Below are 20,156 nucleotides of genomic sequence, written 5' to 3' on the forward strand. Positions count from 1 at the left end.
CCTGGTCCGCGGACAGGGAGGGACCAGATGGCTACGCAGTTCCCCGAGCGGGTGCACTACCACTCCGGCGGTGGCGGCGACACCGGCGTGTTCGGGTACATCGTGCTCGGGCTGATCGTGCTGGGCATCATCGTGTTCGTGATCGCGGTGGTCGTCCGGGTGTCGAAGATGCGCCGCGAAGAGGCGATGAAGAACGGCGGGGCGGTCCCGCCGAACCCGAATTTCCCGCCGCAGCAAGGGTTCGTGCCACCGACGCAGGGTTTTGCGCCGCCGCCGCAGGGGTTCGCGCCGCCTTCGCAGGGCTTTCCGCAGCCTTCGCAAGGGTTTTCGCAGCCGGGTTCGCCGCCGCCCGGGTACCCGCCTTCGCCGCCGCCCGGGTACCCGCCTTCGCCGCAGCAGGGATTCCCGCAGCAGCCGGGGTACCCGCCGGCGCCGCAGGGTCCGTCGTTCCCGCAGCAGCAGCTGCCGGGGCCGGGTGCGGGTCCGCAGAGCTGGTGATCGTCCCCTTCGACAGCGGTTCGCCGGTCCCGCCGTACGAGCAGGTCCGGTCGGGGCTCGCGACGCGCATCAACGACCGGAGCCTGGCCGTGGGCACGAAGCTGCCCACGGTCCGGCAGCTCGCGGCCGACCTCGGCATCGCCCCGAACACGGTGGCTCGCGCGTACCGCGAGCTCGAAGAAGCGGGCCTGATCGAAACCCGCGGCCGCGCGGGCAGCTTCGTCGCGGCGGCCGGCGACCAGACCCGCCGCCGAGCCCAGCAGGCGGCGGCGGAGTACGCGAAGACGACCCGCAAGCTCGGCCTCGACGACGCCGAGGCGCTGTCGATCGTCCGCGCGGCACTCGACGAGGGGACCGGCTGATGGTGAGCGTCCTGACCCTGCTGATCCTGCTGCTGGTGCTCGGCGCCATCGTCGCGGTGGTGCTGGTCGTGGTGAACTCCGCCAAGCCGAAGCAGCCGCCGTACCCGCCGCAGCACCCGGGGTACCAGCAGCCGGGATACCCGCCACAGCAAGGGTTTCCGGCCCAGCAGCCGCCGGGTTACCCGCCGCAGCAAGGGTTTCCGGGCCAGCAGCCCCCGGGTTACCCGCCGCCGCAAGGCGGCTCGGGGCCGCAGGGATTTCCGGGGCAGCCTGGTTATCCGGGCCAGCAGCCGCCCTACCCGGGTCAGCCGCCGTATCCGGGGCAGCCGGGCGGGTTTCCTCCGCAGCAGTAGGCCTTTCGCTGGCGAATCTCGGGGATCTCGTCGAGCGTGGGCAAAGCGCGGCAGCGCGAGTTCCACCCCGCGCCGCGGCAGCGCGCCCGGCAGAGCGGCAGCGCAAGCCCACCACCGCACGCGGCAGCACACCCCGCGCCGCGGCAGCGCGCCCCCACCGCACCAACCGGCGGCGGCACCCTCACATCGCGCGGTAGTCGCGCAGCTCGATCCGCGGTCCGAACCGCGGCCGCGTGTGGCCCGCCGCCTCCAGGTACCGCACCGCGCGCTGCCGCTGGGGTGCGTACGGCGCCAGTACCTCCGCCATCCCCGCGTCGTCGAGCTTCGTGCCCAGCACCGCGTTCCCCACCATCGACGGGATGTTGTAGTCGCCGAAGCTCACCGCGTCCGGGTCGCCCCACGCGCGCTGGGCGATCTCCGCCGCCGTCCACACCCCGATGCCCGGGACCTGGCGCAGCCAGTGGCGCCCCGCGAGCCCGCCCAGTTCCACCGCGCGCTCCAGGTGCGGGGCGATCAGGGTCGCGTTCACCAGGGCCGTCCGGCGTTTGATGTCGACGCCCGCGCGGTGCCAGTGCCAGTCCGGGAGCGTCCGCAGCGTCTCCGGCGTGGGCGGCACGCGCAGCCGCTCGGGCGCCGGGCCCGGTGGGCGCCCGCCGAAGCGGCGGCACAGCTCGGCCCACGACCGGATCGCCTCCTTGCCCGCCACCTTCTGCTCCAGCACGGCGAGCACCAGCCAGTCCCACACCACCCCGGTCGCGCCGAGCCGCAGGCCGGGATTCGCCCGGCGCGCCCGCGCGACGACGTCGTGGTGCGCGACGAACCCCGAGTCGTCGTCGTTCGCGCCCAGCAACGCCGGCACCCCGCTCAAGAGCCGGTCCTTCGCCTCGCCCCACGCCGCCGCCTCGATGCGGCCGTCGGTGTGGCGGCGCAGGGCCAGCGTGCCGGGACCGTCCGGGGTGTTCGACGCGAGCCAGGTGATGCCGCGCTCGTCCGTGAGGATGTTGAGCGACCCGCGCCCACGCTTCAGCGGACGCAGGACCCGGTCCAGGTCGACTTCGAACGGGGGACGCCAGAACATCGGCTACGCGTCGCTGGAAAAGCGGACGGAACCGTCGGGCAGGACGACGTCCGGCCAGACGCGGGCGCCGTCCAGGAGCTCGCAGCCGGCCCCGACCGACACGCCGTCGCCCAGCACCACGCCGCGCAGCACCGCGCCGGCGCCGACGCGGGCGCCGTGGCCGAGCACCGAGCGCTCGACGATCGCGCCTTCGGAGACCGCCGCGCCGTCGAACAGCACCGAGCCGTCGATCTTCGCGCCCGAGCCCACGACGGCGGCGACCCCGATCGTCGACCCGCCGGACAGCTGGGCGTCCTCGGCCACCGAAGCGCCGTCGAGCACCAGGAAGTCGCCGGGACGGCCGGGCAGCGCCGACGTCGGCGCCAGGCCGCGCACGAGGTCGGCCGAGCCGCGCACGAACGCTTCCGGCGTGCCGACGTCCAGCCAGTACGAGGCGTCGATGAACCCCTGGATGTGCGCGCCCTGCTCCAGCAGCTGCGGGAACGTCTCCCGCTCCACCGACACGCGGCGCCCGGCCGGGATGGCCTCGATCACCGGGCGGCGGAAGACGTAGCAGCCGGCGTTGATCTGGTCGGTCGGCGGGTTCGGCGACTTCTCGAGGAACGCCTGGACGCGGCCGGTCTCGTCGGTCGGCACCGACCCGAACCGGCTCGGGTCCGGGACGCGCTGCAGGTGGAGCGTGACGTCGGCACCCGACTCGTGGTGCACCCGCAGCTGCTCGCCGAGGTCCGCGCCCGAGAGGATGTCGCCGTTGAAGACGATCACCTGCTCGGCGCGCAGCTTGTCGTACACGTTCCGGATCGCGCCCGCGGTGTCGAGCGGCTCCTCCTCGACGACGTACTCCAGCTCCAGGCCGATGGCCTTGCCGTCGCCGAAGTACTCCTCGAACACCTCTGCACGGTAGCTCGTGCCCAGGACGACGTGGCGGATGCCGGCCTCGCGGATGCGGGAGAACAGGTGACTCAGGTACGGCGTCCCGGCCGTCGGGAGCATCGGCTTCGGTGCCGAAAGGGTGAGCGGGCGCAGCCGGGTGCCCTTGCCCCCGACCAGCACGACGGCGTCGACAGCCTCGCCTCGGACCTCGGACGTCACGGAAATCTCCTCTTTTATCACGCACCGCTGAGCGACAAGCCGCGGGAAACCCTGACGGAGGTCGCCCGGAGGGCCTACCCTAGACAGGAAACAGGCGGGCCTTTCCCCAGAGGGCCCCGGGTCAGTCGGGAGGCCGAGGGGATGGACCCCCGCGATCGGGCGGACGCCCTGCTCGCACGAGCCCAGGCGCGCGGTGTGTTCGTCGTGACACCCGACAGCGCGACGTCACCGATGGACTCGTCGAACACCCAGCAGATCCCGCGCGCGCAGATCGACGGGCTCGACCGCAGCCGCGACCCCGACACGACCACGCAGCTGCCGGCGTCGCTGATCGAGGAGAACGACCACCCGCTGGCCGGCTCGGCGCCGACGCGGCGGATGGAGGTCCAGGGCGGCCGCCGCCCGCAGCGGACCACCCCGCTGAAGACGCCGTCGCCGACGACGCCGATGCCCGCGCCGCTGTCCCGCCGTCCGCAGGCCGAGCCGATCACGAGCCCCTTGAAGGAGCCCGATCCGGAGGACACCGGCCTGGTGCCGACGGTGACGCAGAACATCGGCAAGTCCGACCTTTCGCGCCGGCTCGACGGGATCTAGCGGGTTTCCAGCTTCAGCCGCAGCGCGAGGCCGAGCTTCACCGCGGCCAGCACCGGCTTCCAGACGAGCCCCGGGTGGCGGTCGGCGAGGTAGCGGTAGGCGCTGGCGTGGTGCGCGGCGAGCATCTTCTTCGACGCCTGCGAAGTCGAGTGCCCGCCTTCGTGCGTCACCCGCGAGGACGGCGCGTAGACGTTCAGCCAGCCGGCCTTCGCCAGCCGGTCGCCGAGGTCGACGTCCTCGAAGTACATGAAGTAGCGGGTGTCGAAGCCGCCGACGGAGTCGAACGCCTCCCGCCGGAACAGCTGGCACGAGCCGGACAGCCAGCCCGAGACGCGCTCGGCCGGGGTCCCGGTCTCCTGCCGGTACTGCTTCGTCCAGGGGTTGCCGGGCCAGACCTTCGCGAAGGTGGCGTGCCCGATCCCGCGCCCGAAGGACGGCAGCAGCCGAGCCGAGGGGTAGACGGTCCCCTCGAGGTCGTGGATGAGCGGCCCGAAGGCACCCCCGCGCGGCCACCGCTTGGCGGCGTCGAGCAGCGCGTCGAGCGACCCGGGCTCCCATTCGAGGTCCGGGTTGACGACGACGACCCACCCGTAGCGGTCGTCGAGCTCGGCGACCCCGCGGTTGGCGGCGGTCCCGTAGCCGACGTTCTCCCCGATGCTGAGCAACTGCACGTTCTCCCGGCCGGCGACGACCTGTTCGAGGGCCCCCTCGACGGACGCGTTGTCCGCGACGACCACCTTGACCTCGCGCTCGGTGGCCTTCTCGAGGGTGTCGAGGAACCGCTCGATGGTGTCCTCGGAGAAGTAGGTCACGGTCACGACGCCGACATCGTCGCCATAGCGGGATTGCTCAGTCACCCGGCCATTGTCCACGCGTCACGCAGGGTGAATCGGGTGCCCCGGCCCAGCAGCACGCTGGAAGAAATCAGCGGGTGCGGAGGTGGCGGGACCAGGCTTTGGCGTACGCCTCCCGGTGCCGCTCCGCGGTCGTGGCCCACGAGAACTCCTTCGCCCGCTGCTGCGCCGCCGTGGCCAGCTCGGCGCGCCGTCCCGGGTCGTCCAGCAGCTCGCCCAGGGCCGCCGCGACGTCTCCCGCGCCCACGCCGCAGTACGCCACCGCGTCGCCGCCCACCTCCGGCAACGACAGGCGGCGCGTCGTCAGCACGCACGCGCCGCACGCCATCGCCTCCAGGACCGGGAGCCCGAACCCCTCGCCCAGCGACGGGTACGCCACCAGTTCCGCCCCGCCCAGGAAGCCCGCCAGCGTGCCGAACGGCAGGTACCCCGCGCGGATCACCCGCAGCCGGTGCGGGACCGCGTCCAGGGCCCGCTCCACCTGCGTGTCCCAGCCCGGCTGCCCCGCCAGCACCAGCGCCGGCGCGTCGCGGCGGCCGGCCACCGCGCGGGCGAACCCGCGGATCAGCGCGGGCACGTTCTTCCGCGGCTCGAGCGCCCCCAGGAACGCCACGTACGGCGTCCGGCCCAGGCCGACCGCCGCCCGTGCGGCCGCGACCTCGGACGGGGACGGCGGGTGGAAGCGCTCGGTGTCGACGCCGTGGTGGATGACTTCGAGCGAAGCGTGCCGCACCGGGCCCACGCGGGCCAGCTCCGCGGCCGTCGCCGCTGAAGGGACTACACACAGCGTCGCGCGGCGAAGCGCCGTCGACGTCCACGCGCGGAAGAAGCGGGCCTTCACCGACGAGTGCAGCACGGCGTCGGTGAAGAACGTCGCGTCGTGCAGCGTGACCACGGACGCGGCCGACGTCGCGAGCGGCATCGTGTAGTGCGGCGAGTGGACGACGTCCGCGCCGAGGCGGCGCGCCAGCCGGGGCAGGGTCGCCTGTTCCCAGGTCAGCCGGGCCGTGCGGGTGGTCGTCGCCGGCGAAGCGGGCACGACGCGGGAACGCGGCGCCAGCCGATCGTAAAGCTGCAGGTCGCGGGGCTGGCAGACGACGGTGATCCGCGCCCCGTCCGCGTCGAGGGCGGCGACGAGCGAGTCCACGTACCGGCCGACCCCGCCGCGGTCCGCGGGAACCGCGGTCGCATCGATCAGCACGCGGGGGTCATCGCTCACCCCTGCAGGGTACGGCGGCGACCCTCCGTCATGGTGAGGAACTGGCAAACCGGGCAGGTCAGTCGTGCGCGCGGCGGTGGATCGCCCAGACGGCTTCCGCCGCGCGGCGCCACGTGAACGCGCGAGCCCGCTCCCGGCCCGCCCGGGTCAGGCGCGCCGCCACCGACGGTGAACCGAGCACTTCCCGCAGCGCGGACGCCAGCGCCGCCGCGTCCCCGCGCGGCACCACGACCCCCGCGCCGCCCGCCACCTCGGCCAGCGCCGGGACGTCGGTGTGCACCACCGGGACGCCCGCCGCCATCGCCTCGAGCAGGCCCAGCCCGAAGCCCTCGGCGAGGCTCGGCACGGCCAGCGCGCCGGCCCGGCGCAGCACCGTCGCCAGCTCGGCGTCCGACACCTTCCCCAGCATCCGCAGCCGGTCCGCGGGCAGGCCGCGCTCCCGGGCCAGCGCCACCGGGTCGATGCCACCCCAGCCGGGCTGGCCGGCCAGCACGAGCGCCGTGCCCTCCAGCGTCGCGACCGCGTCGACCAGCACGTCGATGCCCTTGCGCGGCTCGATCGTGCCGACGGCCAGCACGTACCGGTCCGGGAGGTCCAGCTCGGCCGAACCCGACGGCACCCGCACGCCGTGCGGCACCACGCGCACCGGGACGTCGACGTCGATGAGCACCGCCAGCTCGTCGGCCACCGCCCGCGTCGGCACGACGAGCCCGGACGCCCGCCGCGCGGCTCGCGCGATCATCGACCGGTGCCAGCTGACCCCGCGCGCGGTGAGCGTCTCCGGGTGGGTCCAGGGCACGGTGTCGTGCACGGTCACGCTCAGCGTCTTCCCGGCGGGCGCCCGCGGCGGCGCGAACGGCGTCGGCGCGTGCACCGCGTCGCCGCCCGGCCACCAGCGCAGGCCCAGCTGCCACGCGGCGACCAGCGCCCGCGGCGGGATCCGCAGCACCCGGGGACCCTCGACGCCGTCCAGCCGGGCCGCGGCCACGTCGGCGTGCCGCGCGACGACGCTGGACACCGTCCAGCCCGGCGGCGCGGTCTTCGCGAGCGCGGGAAGCAGCTCGGCCGTGTAGCGCCCGGTGCCACCCGGCACGGGCGCGAGGAGCTGCTCGGCGAGCACGACCAGTTCGGGCACGCGGCTATTGTGCGGGACGTGACCGCGAATCCCGCCACCACGGTGGTAGTCGTGACCTGGCGGGGTGCCGGGCACATCACGGCCTGCCTCGACGCGCTGGCCGCACAGACGCGTCCACATCGGACGCTCGTGGTCGACAACGCCTCCGACGACGGCACCGCCGCCCTGCTCGCGGCCCATCCGGCCCGCCCGGACGTGCTCCGCCTGCCGCGCAACACCGGCTACGCGGGCGCCCTCGCCGTCGCCCTGGAAAGGCTCGAAACTCCGCTGATGGCGTGGCTGAACGACGACGCCGAACCCGCGCCGGACTGGCTCGCCACGCTCGAAGACACCCTGGCGAAGGCGCCCTTGGCCGCCGCGGCGACGTCCCGGCTCGTGCGCTCCGACGGCACCACGCAGTCCGCCGGCGTCCGGCTGACCGCCGACGGCCACGGCGCTGACCTCACCGAACCCGCGGGCGAGGTGTTCGGCTTCTGCGGCGGCGCGGCGCTGCTCCGCACTGACGCGCTCAAGAGCGTCGACGGCGTGCCGGCCGGATTCTTCTGTTATTACGAGGACACCGACACGGCGTGGCGGCTGCGGCTGGCCGGCTGGGACGTCGTCGCGGCGCCGGACGCCCGCGTCCGGCACGCCCACGGCGTCAGCAGCGAGCTGGGCTCGCGGGAGTTCCACCGCTGGAACGAGCGCAACCGGCTGCTCATGCTGCTGCGGTGCGCGCCCCGCCGTGTCGCGGTGAACCAGCTGGTCCGCTTCGCCGTGTTGACAGCGGTGCTGCCACTGCGTCCCGGGCGGCCGACGGCGGCGAACTTCTCCCTCGGCCTGCGCGGCCGGGTCCTCGCCGACGTGGCCGTGCGGTTACCTGCGACGTTGCGGATGCGCCGCAAGATCACCCGTCGCGCGGCGCTCGGCCGAGGCGCGGTCTGGGAGGCATGGGCAGGCCTTTAAGCTTGCGCCAGGATCGACGACGAGGAGCTGGCTTTGGCGCAGGGGGATCCACAACCGCTCGTCTCGGTGATCGTGGTCAACTACCACGGCGCCGACGACACGATCACCTGCCTGCGCGCGCTCGCCGAGCACGACTACCCCGAGCTCGAGCTCGTCTGCGTGGACAACTCGTCCGGCGCAGACGAGGCCGCGCGCATCCGCGAAGCCGTCCCGCAGGCCCACGTCGTGCCCGCCGGCCGCAACACCGGGTTCGCCGGCGGCTGCAACCTCGGGGCGAAGCACGCCAAGGGCACCGTCCTCGCCTTCCTCAACAACGACGCCCGCCCGGCGCCCGGCTGGGTCTCCGCCGCCGTCGCGGAGCTGCGCGCCCAGCCCGGCGTCGCCGCCGTGGCCAGCAAGGTCCTCGACTGGGACGGCACCGGCACCGACTTCGTCGACGGCGGCCTGACCTGGTTCGGCATGGGCTACAAGCGCTACGCGGGCTCCCCGCTGGCCGACGTCCCGGCCGCCGAGCACGAGGTCGCGAAGGACGTCTTGTTCGGCACCGGCTCGGCGCTGTTCGTCCGGGCGAGCGTGTTCGCCGAGGTCGGCGGCTTCGACGAGCGGTTCTTCATGTTCTACGAGGACGTCGACCTCGGCTGGCGGCTCAACCTGCGCGGCTGGCGCGTCCGGTACGTCCCGGAGTCGCTGACCCACCACCGCCACCACGGCACGATGGCGTCGGTCGACGCGCCGGAAACCGGCCGCGAGACGTTCCTCCTGGAGCGCAACGCCCTGGCCGCGCTCTACAAGAACCTTTCCGACGAAACCCTGGCCCGCGCGCTGCCCGCGGCGCTCGCCCTCGCCGTGCGCCGGGCCACCGCCCGCGGCGAGCTGGACGCGACCCAGCTGGACCTCGAACACGGCGGTGCTCCTTCAGGCCCGATCGAGACCGGTGACATCGCCGTCCCCCGCACCACGCTCGCCGGGCTGCTGGCCATCGACCAGTTCGTCGAACAGCTGCCGTCGCTGGCCGAGTCCCGCGCGGTCGAGCAGGCCGCCCGCGTCCGCACCGACGCCGACCTCCTCCCGTTGCTGCGCAAGGCGTTGGAGCCGGCCTACCCGCTGCCGCGCTACCTGGCCGCGCACGACATCCTCGTCGAGGCGTTCGGCATCGAGCAGGCCTTCGGGCAGCGCCGGAAGATCCTGGTGATCACCGGGGACGCGCTCACCGAGCGGATGGCGGGCCCGGCGATCCGCGCCTGGAACATCGCCCTCGCGCTCGCCGCCGAACACGACGTGCACCTCGTCACCACCAACCCCCTCGCGACACCGCCGCCCGCGCCGTTCCGGGTCAGCGCGGGCAAGCACCGCGAGCTGGACGCGCCGATCGCCTGGGCCGACGTCGTCGTCCTGCAGGGTCACGTGCTGGAGCTGGCGCCGTCGCTGAAGAAGCAGCACAGCGGCAAGATCGTCGTCGCCGACCTGTACGACCCGATGCACCTGGAGCTGCTGGAGCAGGGCAAGGGCGTCCCGGACGACCGGCGCGCGGCCGACCTCGCCGGTGTCACCCGCGTCCTGGACGCCCAGCTCGAACGCGGCGACTTCTTCCTCTGCGCTTCCGAGCGGCAGCGGCACTTCTGGCTCGGCCACCTCGCCGCGATGGGCCGGCTTTCCCCGCGCCTCTACGACGCCGACCCGACGACGCAGTCGCTGCTCGCGGTCGTCCCGTTCGGCCTGCCCCCGGAACCGCCGGTGCGCACCGGGCCGGGGCTGCGCTCGTCGCTGGGCATCGGCGGCACCGACCACGTCGTCCTCTGGGCGGGCGGGGTGTACAGCTGGTTCGACCCGCTGACGCTGGTCCGCGCGATCGAGCGGCTGCGCCGCCGCCGCGGCGACGTCCGGCTGGTGTTCCTCGGCATGAAGCACCCGAACCCCGAGGTGGCCGAGATGGACATCGGCGCGCGGACGATCCGGCTGGCGGACTCGCTGGGGCTGACCGGCAAGCACGTCTACTTCAACGAGCAGTGGGTGCCCTACCACGAGCGCCAGAACTGGCTGCTCGACGCGAACTGCGGCGTCACCACGCACTACGAGCACGTCGAGACGACGTTCGCGTTCCGCACCCGCGTCCTGGACTACCTCTGGGCGGGCCTGCCGATCGTCACCACCGACGGCGACGCGTTCGCCGACCTGGTCCGGGCCGAGCGCCTCGGCGTCGTCGTCCCGGCCGAAGACGATGCCGCACTGGCCGACGCGCTCGAGAAAGCGTTGTACGACGAGGAGTTCGCCGCGGGCTGCGTCGAACGGCTCGCCGTCGTCGCGCAGCGGTTCGCCTGGCCGGAGGCGCTGAAGCCGCTGGTCGAGTTCTGCCGCGACCCGCGGCCGGCGGCCGACCGGCTGCCCGGCGCGGCCGACCTGGTGACGACGCCGGCGGTGCGCGGCCGGGCGATGCTGCGGCGCGACGTCGACCTGGTCCGCGAGTACCTCGCCGCGGGCGGCGCGTCGGAGCTGGCGCGGCGCGTCGGCGGCCGGGCGCTGAAGGTCGCGAAGCAACGGCTCCGCCGTGGGTAGGTCACTGCGCGTCCTCCTCGACGGCACCCCGCTGCTGGGCGCGCGCACCGGGATCGGCCGGTACACGGCCGCGCTGAGCGAAGAACTGGTGTCGATCCCGGAGGTCGACACGCGCGCGGTGGCGTTCACGCTGCGCGGCTGGCGGCGGCTGCGGCACGTGCTCCCGTACGGCGCGCGCGCCCGCGGGATACCGGTGGCGGCGCGGCTGCTGCGGATGGCCTGGCTCCGCTCGGACTTCCCCCCGGTCGAGCTGTTCGCGGGCCCGACCGACGTGGTGCACGGCACGAACTTCGTGCTGCCGGGCCGGTTCCGCGCGGCGGGCGTGGTCACGATCCACGACCTGGCGTTCCTGGACAACCCGGCGGAGCTGGCCCCGAGCGACCGCGGCCTGCCGGAGCTGGTCCGTCGCGGCGCCCGCCGCGCCAACGTCATCTGCACCCCGACGGCGGCGGTGGCGGACGCGGTGGCGGAGCGCCTCGACGTCTCCCGCGAAAAGATCGTGGTGACGCCGCTGGGCGTAAACCCGGCGTGGTTCACCGCGCGCCCCCCGGACGACGAGCGCCGGGCGCGGCTCGGGCTGCCTTCGCGCTACCTGCTGTTCGCCGGGGCGGCGGGCCCGCGCAAGGGCCTGGACTGGCTGACCCGCGCCCACGAAGCGGCACCCGACCTGCCGGACCTGGTGTTCGCGGGCCCGGGCCCGTTCCCCCGCGGTGACCGGCGGTGCCAGACCGGCTATCTGTCCGATGTGGACCTGCGCACGGTGGTGGCGGGCGCGGCGGCACTGGTGCTGCCCTCGCGCGACGAGGGTTTCGGCCTGCCGGTGCTGGAGGCGATGGCCTCGGACGTCCCGGTGGTCTGCACGGACATCCCGGCGTTGCGCGAGGTGGCGGGCGAGTGCGCGAGCCTGGTCCCGTACGGCGACGTGGACGGCCTGGCGGAGGCGCTGCGGATGGCGGTGACGGACCCCCACGCGGTGGCGACGTCGGCGTCGAGACGAGCGCACGCGGCGAACTTCACGTGGCGCACGTGCGCGGAGCTGACGGTGGGCGCGTACCGGCTGGCCTCAGGACGTCACTGAGCCCTTGTAGGCGGCCAGGACCTCGTCGAGCGGACCGGCCCCGCGGATCCGGCCTTCGTCCAGCCAAAGGGCGTCGGTGCACAGTTCCTTGAGCAGTTCGTCGGAATGCGAAGCGAAGACGAGCACCCCGGACCGCCGGGCGAGGTCCACCAGCCGTTCGCGGGCCTTGGCGAGGAAGGCCGCGTCGATCGCGCCGAGACCTTCGTCGAGGATGAGGATCTCGGGATCGATGGTGGTCACCACGCCGAGCGCCAGCCGCACGCGCATGCCGGCGGAGTAGGTGCGCAGGGGCAGGTGGAGGTAGTCGCCGAGCTCGGTGAACTCGGCGATGTCGTCGACGCGCTCCGCCATCTGCGCGCGGCTCATGCCGAGGAACAGGCCGCGGATCAGGATGTTTTCCCGGCCGGAGACCTCCGGGTCGAGCCCGACGCCGAGGTCGAACACCGGCGCGATCCGCCCGGCGACCCGGGTGCTGCCCCGCGTCGGCTCGTAGATGCCGGACAGCAGCCGCAGGAGCGTGGACTTCCCGGCCCCGTTGTGCCCGACCAGCCCGACGCGGTCACCGTCGCCCAGTGACAGCGTGATGTCCCGCAGGGCCTCGATGACCGGCGTCTTCGCCCCGGTGCCGATCTTCCCGCCGACCTTGCCCAGCACGCGTTTCTTCAGCGACCGGGTCTTCGCGTCGAAGACCGGGAAATCGACGTAGGCGTTCCGCACCTCGATGCTGACCATGCTGCCACCCCTCCGCGGTCGGATGCGAACGCAAGTTATCATTCGCATCCGAGCGCCGACCGTGGGAGGTATCCGTGCCGCAGGGTTTCCACCCGCCCCAGCAGGCCCGCAGCCGGGCGTCACTGGAAAAGGTGCTGGCCGCGGCCGAGCACGTGCTCGGCCACCGCGGCCACGAGGAGTTCACGATCGGGGCGGTCGCCGAACAGGCGGGCCTGTCGGTGGGCGCGATCTACCGCCGCTTCGCCGGCAAGGACCAGCTCCTGTTCGCCGTGAAGGACCAGCTGCTCAGCCGCCTGGAAGCGAGCGTCGGCGACGCACTCCGCGACTCAGGACCCGGGTTGCGCGAGGTCGTCGGCGCCTTCACCCAGGCGTTGGCGGATACCTTCGCCGCCCACGACCGGATCTTCTCCGAACTCCTCGACGGCCAGCGCGCCGACGGGCGGGAACGCGGTCTTCAGGCCCTGGCCGCCATCCAGCGGGCTTTCGTCGAAGCCGCGGGCGACCGCCCGGCCGTCCGGATGGCCGCCCGGACCGTCATCGGCGCCTGCGTGCACCGGGCCGCCACCGGGCGATACTGGCCCGACGGTCTGGACTGGACCACCTGGGCCGCCGAGACCACCGAGATGGCGCTCGCCTACTTGGCGGCCGCGAAGTAGGCGTCCAGCGCCTCTTCCCACGGCCGCATCGGGGTCAAGCCGGCCTCGGTCCACGAAGCCGGGGACAGGACCGAGTACGCCGGGCGCGGCGCCGGGCGCGGGAACTCCGCCGTCGTGCAGGGCTTCACCCGCGAAGCGTCCGCGCCCAAGTGCGTGAAGATCGCGCGGGCGAATCCGCACCAGCTCACCGCGCCCGCGTTGGTGCAGTGCAGGATCCGCTGCGCCGGCCCGTCCCCCGCCGCCGCGCGCGAAGCCAGCTCGAGCAGGCCCGCGGCCAGGTCGGCCGTCCACGTCGGGCCGCCGACCTGATCGTCCACAACGGACAGTTCCGGGCGGGAAGCCTCCAACGCGGCCATCGTCTTCACGAAGTTCACCCCGGACCGCCCGTAGAGCCACCCGGTCCGCACCACCCACGAAGCCGCGCCCGACCCGAGGACCGCGTCCTCGCCCGCCGCCTTCGTGCGGCCGTACGCCGACCGCGGGCCCAGCTCGTCGGACGGCTCGTACGGCCGGGAAGCGGCACCGGGGAACACGTAGTCCGTCGACACGTGGATCAACGGCACCCGCCGCGACGCGCACGCCGCCGCCAGCACGCGCGGGCCGTCGGCGTTCACCGCGAAGGCGCGTTCCTCGTCCGTCTCGGCCTTGTCGACCGCCGTGTACGCCGCCGCGTTGACGACCACCGGAACCGAGCCCGCTTCCCGGGCCCGCTCGGCCAGCGCCCCGACCGCGGCCAGCACCTGGCCCGTCTGCGTCACGTCGAGCTCGGCCGAACCGGGGGCCACGACCTCCACCACGGGCGACGCCAGGGCGGCGAGATCCCGGCCGAGCTGCCCGGAACCCCCGGGCACGAGCACCGTCAGCGGCACAGAAAACCCCTACTTCTTCAGCGCGGCCCGCTCCGCCAGCGGCTCCCACCACGCGCGATTGTTCTTGTACCAGGCCACCGTCGCGGCCAGACCGTCCTCGAAGGACACGCGCGGAGCGTACCCCAGCTCCTTGTTGATCTTCGTGATGTCCACCGAGTACCGGCGGTCGTGCCCCTTGCGGTCCTCGACCGGCTCGACGCTGTCCCAGTCCGCGCCCACGGCGGCGAGCAGCTTCGCCGTCAGCTCGCGGTTGGTCAGCTCGGTGCCGCCGCCGATGTTGTAGATCTCGCCCGGCTCCCCGCTCTCGGCGACCAGCTGGATGCCGTGGCAGTGGTCGTCCACGTGCAGCCAGTCGCGGACGTTGAGCCCGTCGCCGTAGAGCGGCACCTTCCGCCCGTCGAGCAGGCTGGTGACGAACAGCGGGATGACCTTCTCCGGGAACTGGTACGGACCGTAGTTGTTGGAGCACCGGGTGATGCACACCGGCAGCCCGTGGGTGCGGAAGAACGACCGCGCCACCAGGTCCGACGACGCCTTCGACGCCGAGTACGGCGAGTTCGGCTCCAGCACGTGCTCCTCGGTCCACGAACCGTGCTCGATCGAGCCGTACACCTCGTCGGTGGACACGTGCACGAACTTGCCGACGCCGGCTTCCAGGGCCGACTGCAGCAGGTTCTGCGTGCCGAGCACGTTCGTCAGCACGAAGTCGGCCGCGCCGAGGATCGAGCGGTCCACATGCGACTCCGCGGCGAAGTGCACGACGAGGTCCACGCCCGTCATGACGTCCACCACCAGCGAGGTGTCGCAGATGTCGCCGCGGACGAACCGCAGTCTCGGGTCGGCGGCGACCGGGGCCAGGTTGGCCTCGTTGCCCGCGTAGGTGAGTTTGTCCAGCACGACCACCTCGGCGTCACGCAACGCCGGGTAGGCGCCGGTCAGCACCTGCCGGACGTAGTGCGACCCGATGAAGCCGGCACCACCGGTGACCAGGACCCGCATCTTCCCGCCTTTCCGCACACCCCGGGCGGGGCGTTCCGCCCCCAGCCTACGGAGGCCCCACAACACCCTCAGTACAGTCTGGGTGGAGACACACTGGTGTCCTGGGGGAAGCACGGGGTTCACAGGGGAGGAAGCGCGTGACCGAACAGGCTGCGCCGCCCATCCCGGCACGTCACGGCGTCGCGGTCTTCGCCCGCCGCGGCGGCAAAGTCGTCGTGTCGTTGCTGTCCGTCGCCATCCTGGCCCTGACCTGGTACGGCTGGAACTACATCGGCGACCCGAACACCGGCCTGACGACCACGAACGTCTTCGCCGACACCGAGGCGCACGCGAAGCCGCTCGACGGCGCGGTCGACATCCTCCTGGTCGGCCAGGACAGCCGCACCGACGCGCAGGGCAACCCGCTGCCCCGCGAGGTGCTCGACATGCTGCACGCCGGCGTCTCCGACGGCGAGCTGAACACCGACACGATGATCCTCGTGCACATCCCCCAGAACGGGAAGCACGCGATCGCGGTGTCCTTCCCGCGCGACTCGTGGGTGGAGCTGACCGGCGGCTTCGGCAAGCACAAGCTCAACAGCGCGTTCGTCTACGCGTACACGGACACTTACCGCGCGTTGCAGCGCCAGGGCATGACCGACCTCAGGCAAGCCGACGCGCAGGCCAAGGTCGCCGGGCGGAAGAACCTCATCGCCACGCTCGAGAAGTTCATCGGCAAGCCGGGCATGATCGACCGCTACGCCGAGGTCAACCTGGCCAGCTTCTACGAAATCACCAAGTCGATCGGCGGCGTCGAGGTCTGCCTCAAAGGACCGGTCAAGGAAGCGAAGTCCGGTGTCGACCTGCCGGGCGGCCGCCAGACGATCGAAGGCGTGCAGGCGCTCGCGTTCGTCCGCCAGCGCTACGGGCTGCCGAACTACGACCTCGACCGGATCGCCCGGCAGCAGGCGTTCCTGTCCGGGCTGGCCCGCAAGGTGATCTCGACCGACGTGCTGACCAGCCCGGGGAAGATCGCCGACCTGGTCTCGGCGGTGAAGAAGTCCGTCGTGGTGTCGCAGGGCTGGGACCTGACGGAGTTCGCCGAGCAGATGCGCGGCCTGACCGGCGGCAACATCGAGTTCCACACCATCCCGACCCTGGGCAACGCGACCATCGGCGGCGCCGACGTGCTGCGCGTCGACCCGGCCCAGGTGGCGGCCGAGGTCACCCGGCTGACCTCGGACGGGGACACCCCGGCGGCACCGACGTCGACGCAGCTGGCCGGCGCGAAGGCCGTCACGGTCGAGCTGTTCGACGGCACGGGCTCGCCGTCGCTGGCCGGTCAGACCCACACGATGCTGCAGGGCAAGGGATTCACCCTGGCTCCCGACCAGCGGCTGAGCACCCGCACCACCACCGTCGTCCGGTACAACCCCGCCGACGAAGCCGCGCTGGGCCTGGTCAAGCAGGCGCTGGGCGGCAGCGTGCAGGCCGAGCCGGACCGGGACGTCACCGCCGGGCACGTGCGCGTGCTCCTGGGCAAGGACTTCCGGAACTCGGCCGCCGGCCCGGGTGGCGCGCCGACGTCTTCGGCCGCGAAGCCCGCCGCGCCCCCGACGGCGCCCCCGACCGCCGCCACCACCCCCGCCGCGCCGCCGATCACGGCGGGCGACGTGCCCTGCGTCAACTAGACTGCGTACGCAGGGTGTTCGGGGGGAGGCGGGCCAGCGTGGCTGACGACCAGGAAGAACCGGAGAAGAGCGCCGATCCGGTGACGGAGAGCGACGACGTCCAGCCGTCGCCGGTCCCGAGGGAGGCGGCCGGCCCGTCGCGGGTGCGCCGCGTGGGCCGGGTGAGCCGCCGGGTGGCGGTGGGCCTGGTGTCCCTGCTCGCGCTCGGGGGCAGCGGGTACGTCTACGTCACGAAGGACCAGCTGCAAAGCACCGTCCCGACGACGGACGTGCTCACGCCGCGGGCCGGCGAGCCCGCGCCCCCGCCGGCGGACGACGGCGCGGAGGACATCCTGCTCGTCGGCAGCGACGCGCGGACGGACGCGCAGGGCAACGCGCTGCCGCCGCGGGTGCTGCGGCAGCTGCGCACCGAGGCCAACAACGGCGCGGTGAACACCGACACGGTGATCCTGCTGCGGGTGCCGAAGAACGGCGGCAAGCCGTCGGCGATTTCGATCCCGCGCGACACGTGGACGGCCATCCCGGGCCGCGGCGAGGGGAAGATCAACTCGGCGTACGGCATCGCGAAGGCGCACTTCGCGCAGCAGCTGCGCTCGCAGGGCGAACACGACCAGGCGAAGATCGAGCGCGACTCCGACACCGAGGGCCGCCGGGTGCTGGTGCAGACCGTGCAGGACCTGACGCAGGTGCGGGTCGACCACTACGCGGAGATCAACCTGCTGGGCTTCTACCTGCTGACCGAGGCGCTCGGCGGCGTCAAGGTGTGCCTCAACCACGCGACCGAGGACAAGGATTCGGGCGCGAACTTCCGCCGCGGCGAGCAGACGGTCTCGGGTGGCGAAGCGCTGTCGTTCGTCCGGCAGCGCAAGAACCTGCCGCGCGGGGACCTGGACCGGATCGTGCGGCAGCAGGCGTTCCTGTCCTCGGCCCTGCACCAGCTGCTCTCGGCGGGCACGCTGACCAGCCCGGGCACGCTGAACGACCTGATGGACGCGGTCCACCGCTCGCTGACCCTGGACCCGGGCCTCGACCTGCTGCAGTTCGCGCAGCAGGCGAAGGGGATCGCGTCGGGCGACCTGGCCTTCGCGACCGTTCCCGTCGTGACGGCGAACGGCCGGAGCGCCGACGGGCAGAGCATCGTGCAGGTCGACGTCAAGGCCGTCCGCGAGTTCGTGGCGAGCTTGGCGGGCCGCCCCGCGCCGGCGGCGGCCCGGCCCGCCTCCGGCGGCGGCTCGGGCAGCGGCACCGCCCCCGCCGCGGCGCCGCTGCTCCGGGGCTCCCCCGGCGTCCCCTGCGTCAACTGACCCCGGCTTCGTCAGGCGAAGTCGGCGCGGTGCTCCTCCGCCCACCGGCGGAACGTCCGCGGCGCGTGGCCGGTCACCTCGCGCACGACGTCCGTCACCACCGACGGCTCCCGCGTCGTCCGCTCCATCGCGCGCAGGACCTCCGGCGGCACCTCCGGCGGCCAGCCCAGCGCGGTCATCCGCGCGGCGGCCTGCTCCGGCGTCAGCTCCTCGACACGCAGGGGCCGGCCCAGGACGTCGGCCAGCACCGCCGCCTGCTCCCGGAAGCTGATCGGCTCCGGGCCGCTCAGCTGCAGGGCTTCGCCGGCGTGCGAGCCGTCCGCGAGGATCTTCGCCGCGACGTCGCCGATGTCGCGCTCGTGGATCGCACCGACCTGCGAGTCCGGGTAGGGCGTGCGGACCACGCCCTCGGCGATGTCCGCGCGCCAGCCCAGCGTGTTCGTCGCGAACGAGCCCGGGTTCAGGAGCGTCTCCGCGAACGGTGCCGCGATCAGCGCCTCCTCCACCACCCGGTGCAGGCGCGCGATGCGGCTCTGCGCCGACCGCGGCTCCAGCGTCGCGCCGGACGACAGCAGCACGACGTGCCGCACGCCGGCCGCTTCGGCCGCCTTCACGAAGCCTTCGATGCCCTGCGGGCGCACGTAGAGGAAGACCGCGGAGACGCCGTCGAGCGCGGGCTCCAGCGTCGAGGCGTCCTCCAGGTCCGCGCGCACTTTCGCGACGCCGTCCGGGACGTCGAGCTTCGCGGCGTCGCGACTCGCCGCGCGGACGTCCTGACCTGCGGAAACGAGAGCATCGAGGACCGCCCGCCCGACGTGTCCACTGGCCCCGGTGACGAGGATGGTCATGCTGTCCCCCAGCTGCCGAATAGGTTTGCTTGCAAAGCAAACGTACTGAGGGTGGCGATCCGGTGTCAACCGGCGCAGCGCGTGGTCCGCGCTTTAGCCTGGTGCCCATGAGCCTGACCGACGAGCTGCTGCGCCCGCTGCCGGCCGCCCAACCGTTGATCACCCACTACGACGACCAGCTCGGCAGCCGCGTCGAGCTGTCCGTCGCGACCACCGCCAACTGGGCGGCGAAGACGGCCAACTGGCTGACCGAGGAGTTCGACGTCGAGCCGGGCGACGCGGTGGCGGTCCAGCTCCCGGCGCACTGGCAGACCGTCGGCGTGCTGCTCGGGGCGTGGTGGTGCGGGGCGCGCGTGGTGACCGAGGGCACCGGCGCGCGGGTGGCGTTCGTCGGGCCGGACGACCCGGAACCGACCGGCGCGGCGGCCACCGCGGTCGTGACGCTCGACCCGATGGGCCGCGGCCTCGCCGAGCCGCCGGGCGGCGGCGCGTTCGACTACCTGAGCGAGGCCCGGCTGGCCGGCGACCAGTTCCACCCGCTCTTCCCGGTGCCCGGCAGCACGGCCGCCCTGCACGAGTCCACTGTGGACGAGGTACTGGCCGAAGCCAGGGCGCGCGCGGCGAAACGCGGCCTCACCGCGGCCGACCGGGTGCTGTCCACCCGGGACTGGAGCGGCCCGGACGGCATCCTCGACGGCCTGCTCGTCCCCCTGGCCGCGGGCGCCCACCTGGTCCACGTCAGCCACGCGGACCAGGCGAAACTCGCCTCCCGCCGCGAAGCCGAACGCACCACGGCCGACCTCCCGGCGTAAAAACCGCGACCGGCCCACCGACGGACTCGATGTCCGTCGATGGGCCGGTCACGGCGCCTGAGGTCAGGCGTTGGCCAGTTCGCCGACTTCGGCGTCGCGGCGGGTCCGCTTGCGGCCCCACAGCAGGTGGTCGAGCGAGAGCCGGCCGCCGTTGAAGCCGAGCGCGAGCCCGGCGAGGGCCAGCACCAGGACCAGTTCGTAGCCACCCTGGCCGGTCAGGCCGTTGTCGATGTGCACCGACAGCAGCGCGCCGACCGAGATCACGACGTAGCCGATGCCGACGAGCGGCAGCAGGAAGCCGACGATGAACGCGATGGAGCCGAGGATCTCGACGGTCATCGCGAAGATCGCGGCGGCCGTGGGCAGCGGGATGCCCGACATCTCGAAGAACTTCGCCGTGCCGTCGAGACCGTTGTTCCACTTCTGGAGCCCGTGCGCGAGGAAGACGACCGCGACGCCGATCCTCCCCAGCAGCAGGGCCACGTCCTTGACTCGTCCGAACATC

General features: G+C 73.3%; 21 protein-coding genes. 11 read left to right on the top strand and 10 right to left on the bottom strand.

Annotated features, from left to right (window positions below; genetic code table 11):
* The first annotated feature begins 27 nt into the window (after window positions 1-27).
* From ACLJOU_RS19550 to ACLJOU_RS19560, 3 genes are read left to right on the top strand one after another with little or no spacing between them, the layout of a single operon-like run.
* Window positions 28-498 (top strand): hypothetical protein, encoded by a 471-nt coding sequence (locus ACLJOU_RS19550; protein ID WP_410569076.1) that lies wholly within the window; start codon window positions 28-30, stop codon window positions 496-498.
* Window positions 495-860: a GntR family transcriptional regulator gene (locus tag ACLJOU_RS19555; protein ID WP_410569077.1), complete on the top strand. Its 366-nt coding sequence runs from the start codon at window positions 495-497 to the stop codon at window positions 858-860. The genes ACLJOU_RS19550 and ACLJOU_RS19555 overlap by 4 nt, the downstream gene beginning before the upstream one ends.
* Window positions 860-1,213: a hypothetical protein gene (locus ACLJOU_RS19560; RefSeq protein ID WP_410569078.1), complete on the top strand. Its 354-nt coding sequence runs from the start codon at window positions 860-862 to the stop codon at window positions 1,211-1,213. Before ACLJOU_RS19555 ends, ACLJOU_RS19560 begins: the two co-directional genes overlap by 1 nt.
* A gap of 181 nt (window positions 1,214-1,394) precedes the next feature.
* Here ACLJOU_RS19560 and ACLJOU_RS19565 read toward each other — a convergent pair whose 3' ends face one another.
* A complete protein-coding gene (locus tag ACLJOU_RS19565; RefSeq protein ID WP_410569079.1) occupies window positions 1,395-2,291 on the bottom strand; it encodes a DNA-3-methyladenine glycosylase family protein in 897 nt (298 codons plus the stop codon).
* A gap of 3 nt (window positions 2,292-2,294) precedes the next feature.
* The gene (locus ACLJOU_RS19570) at window positions 2,295-3,383 is read right to left on the bottom strand and encodes a sugar phosphate nucleotidyltransferase (RefSeq protein ID WP_410569080.1); all 1,089 of its coding nucleotides are present in this window, start codon (window positions 3,381-3,383) and stop codon (window positions 2,295-2,297) included.
* A 141-nt stretch (window positions 3,384-3,524) separates the two neighbouring features.
* Between ACLJOU_RS19570 and ACLJOU_RS19575 the strand changes: the two genes are divergently transcribed.
* Complete coding sequence (locus tag ACLJOU_RS19575; RefSeq protein ID WP_410569081.1) at window positions 3,525-3,977, top strand: hypothetical protein; 453 nt, start codon at window positions 3,525-3,527, stop codon at window positions 3,975-3,977.
* On the opposite strand, the gene ACLJOU_RS19580 is transcribed toward ACLJOU_RS19575, so the two are convergent.
* From ACLJOU_RS19580 to ACLJOU_RS19590, 3 genes are all read right to left on the bottom strand, one after another.
* The gene (locus ACLJOU_RS19580) at window positions 3,974-4,834 is read right to left on the bottom strand and encodes a glycosyltransferase family 2 protein (protein ID WP_410569082.1); all 861 of its coding nucleotides are present in this window, start codon (window positions 4,832-4,834) and stop codon (window positions 3,974-3,976) included. The two genes, ACLJOU_RS19575 and ACLJOU_RS19580, sit on opposite strands and share 4 nt — an antisense overlap.
* Before the next feature lie 67 nt (window positions 4,835-4,901).
* Window positions 4,902-6,032: a glycosyltransferase family 4 protein gene (locus tag ACLJOU_RS19585; protein ID WP_410569325.1), complete on the bottom strand. Its 1,131-nt coding sequence runs from the start codon at window positions 6,030-6,032 to the stop codon at window positions 4,902-4,904.
* Between the two features lie 76 nt (window positions 6,033-6,108).
* Window positions 6,109-7,185 carry a glycosyltransferase family 4 protein gene (locus ACLJOU_RS19590; RefSeq protein ID WP_410569083.1) on the bottom strand — a complete coding sequence of 359 codons (1,077 nt, stop codon included), beginning with the start codon at window positions 7,183-7,185 and terminating at the stop codon, window positions 6,109-6,111.
* A 9-nt stretch (window positions 7,186-7,194) separates the two neighbouring features.
* Between ACLJOU_RS19590 and ACLJOU_RS19595 the strand changes: the two genes are divergently transcribed.
* From ACLJOU_RS19595 to ACLJOU_RS19605, 3 genes are read left to right on the top strand one after another with little or no spacing between them, the layout of a single operon-like run.
* Window positions 7,195-8,130, top strand: a complete 936-nt coding sequence (locus ACLJOU_RS19595; protein WP_410569084.1) for a glycosyltransferase family 2 protein — start codon at window positions 7,195-7,197, stop codon at window positions 8,128-8,130.
* A gap of 33 nt (window positions 8,131-8,163) precedes the next feature.
* A complete protein-coding gene (locus ACLJOU_RS19600) occupies window positions 8,164-10,683 on the top strand; it encodes a glycosyltransferase (protein WP_410569085.1) in 2,520 nt (839 codons plus the stop codon).
* Window positions 10,676-11,761 carry a glycosyltransferase family 4 protein gene (locus tag ACLJOU_RS19605; RefSeq protein WP_410569086.1) on the top strand — a complete coding sequence of 362 codons (1,086 nt, stop codon included), beginning with the start codon at window positions 10,676-10,678 and terminating at the stop codon, window positions 11,759-11,761. Before ACLJOU_RS19600 ends, ACLJOU_RS19605 begins: the two co-directional genes overlap by 8 nt.
* Here ACLJOU_RS19605 and ACLJOU_RS19610 read toward each other — a convergent pair.
* Window positions 11,747-12,493, bottom strand: coding sequence for an ABC transporter ATP-binding protein (locus tag ACLJOU_RS19610; protein ID WP_410569087.1), 747 nt, complete (start codon window positions 12,491-12,493; stop codon window positions 11,747-11,749). The genes ACLJOU_RS19605 and ACLJOU_RS19610 overlap by 15 nt on opposite strands.
* A gap of 74 nt (window positions 12,494-12,567) precedes the next feature.
* Between ACLJOU_RS19610 and ACLJOU_RS19615 the strand changes: the two genes are divergently transcribed.
* Window positions 12,568-13,149 (top strand): TetR/AcrR family transcriptional regulator, encoded by a 582-nt coding sequence (locus ACLJOU_RS19615; protein ID WP_410569088.1) that lies wholly within the window; start codon window positions 12,568-12,570, stop codon window positions 13,147-13,149.
* Here the strand turns inward: ACLJOU_RS19615 and rfbD are convergent.
* Both rfbD and rfbB read right to left on the bottom strand, forming a co-directional pair.
* Entirely contained in the window at window positions 13,128-14,018 is an 891-nt protein-coding gene (gene rfbD, locus ACLJOU_RS19620) for a dTDP-4-dehydrorhamnose reductase (protein WP_410569089.1), read from the bottom strand. The two genes, ACLJOU_RS19615 and rfbD, sit on opposite strands and share 22 nt — an antisense overlap.
* A gap of 9 nt (window positions 14,019-14,027) precedes the next feature.
* Window positions 14,028-15,017 (bottom strand): dTDP-glucose 4,6-dehydratase, encoded by a 990-nt coding sequence (gene rfbB / locus ACLJOU_RS19625; RefSeq protein ID WP_410569090.1) that lies wholly within the window; start codon window positions 15,015-15,017, stop codon window positions 14,028-14,030.
* Window positions 15,018-15,154: 137 nt separating this feature from the next.
* Between rfbB and ACLJOU_RS19630 the strand changes: the two genes are divergently transcribed.
* Together ACLJOU_RS19630 and ACLJOU_RS19635 are read left to right on the top strand one after the other, a co-directional pair.
* Window positions 15,155-16,687, top strand: a complete 1,533-nt coding sequence (locus ACLJOU_RS19630; protein WP_410569091.1) for an LCP family protein — start codon at window positions 15,155-15,157, stop codon at window positions 16,685-16,687.
* A gap of 38 nt (window positions 16,688-16,725) precedes the next feature.
* On the top strand, window positions 16,726-17,991 hold the full coding sequence (locus tag ACLJOU_RS19635) for an LCP family protein (RefSeq protein WP_410569092.1): 1,266 nt from the start codon (window positions 16,726-16,728) through the stop codon (window positions 17,989-17,991).
* Window positions 17,992-18,002: 11 nt separating this feature from the next.
* Here ACLJOU_RS19635 and ACLJOU_RS19640 read toward each other — a convergent pair whose 3' ends face one another.
* A complete protein-coding gene (locus tag ACLJOU_RS19640; protein WP_410569093.1) occupies window positions 18,003-18,839 on the bottom strand; it encodes an NAD(P)H-binding protein in 837 nt (278 codons plus the stop codon).
* 107 nt (window positions 18,840-18,946) lie between these two features.
* Between ACLJOU_RS19640 and ACLJOU_RS19645 the strand changes: the two genes are divergently transcribed.
* Window positions 18,947-19,651 (top strand): TIGR03089 family protein, encoded by a 705-nt coding sequence (locus ACLJOU_RS19645; RefSeq protein WP_410569094.1) that lies wholly within the window; start codon window positions 18,947-18,949, stop codon window positions 19,649-19,651.
* A 63-nt stretch (window positions 19,652-19,714) separates the two neighbouring features.
* On the opposite strand, the gene ACLJOU_RS19650 is transcribed toward ACLJOU_RS19645, so the two are convergent.
* A complete protein-coding gene (locus ACLJOU_RS19650; RefSeq protein WP_410569095.1) occupies window positions 19,715-20,155 on the bottom strand; it encodes a DoxX family protein in 441 nt (146 codons plus the stop codon).
* Window position 20,156 lies beyond the last annotated feature (1 nt).

The organism is Amycolatopsis sp. cmx-4-61, assembly GCF_046548775.1.
Classification (GTDB): domain Bacteria; phylum Actinomycetota; class Actinomycetes; order Mycobacteriales; family Pseudonocardiaceae; genus Amycolatopsis.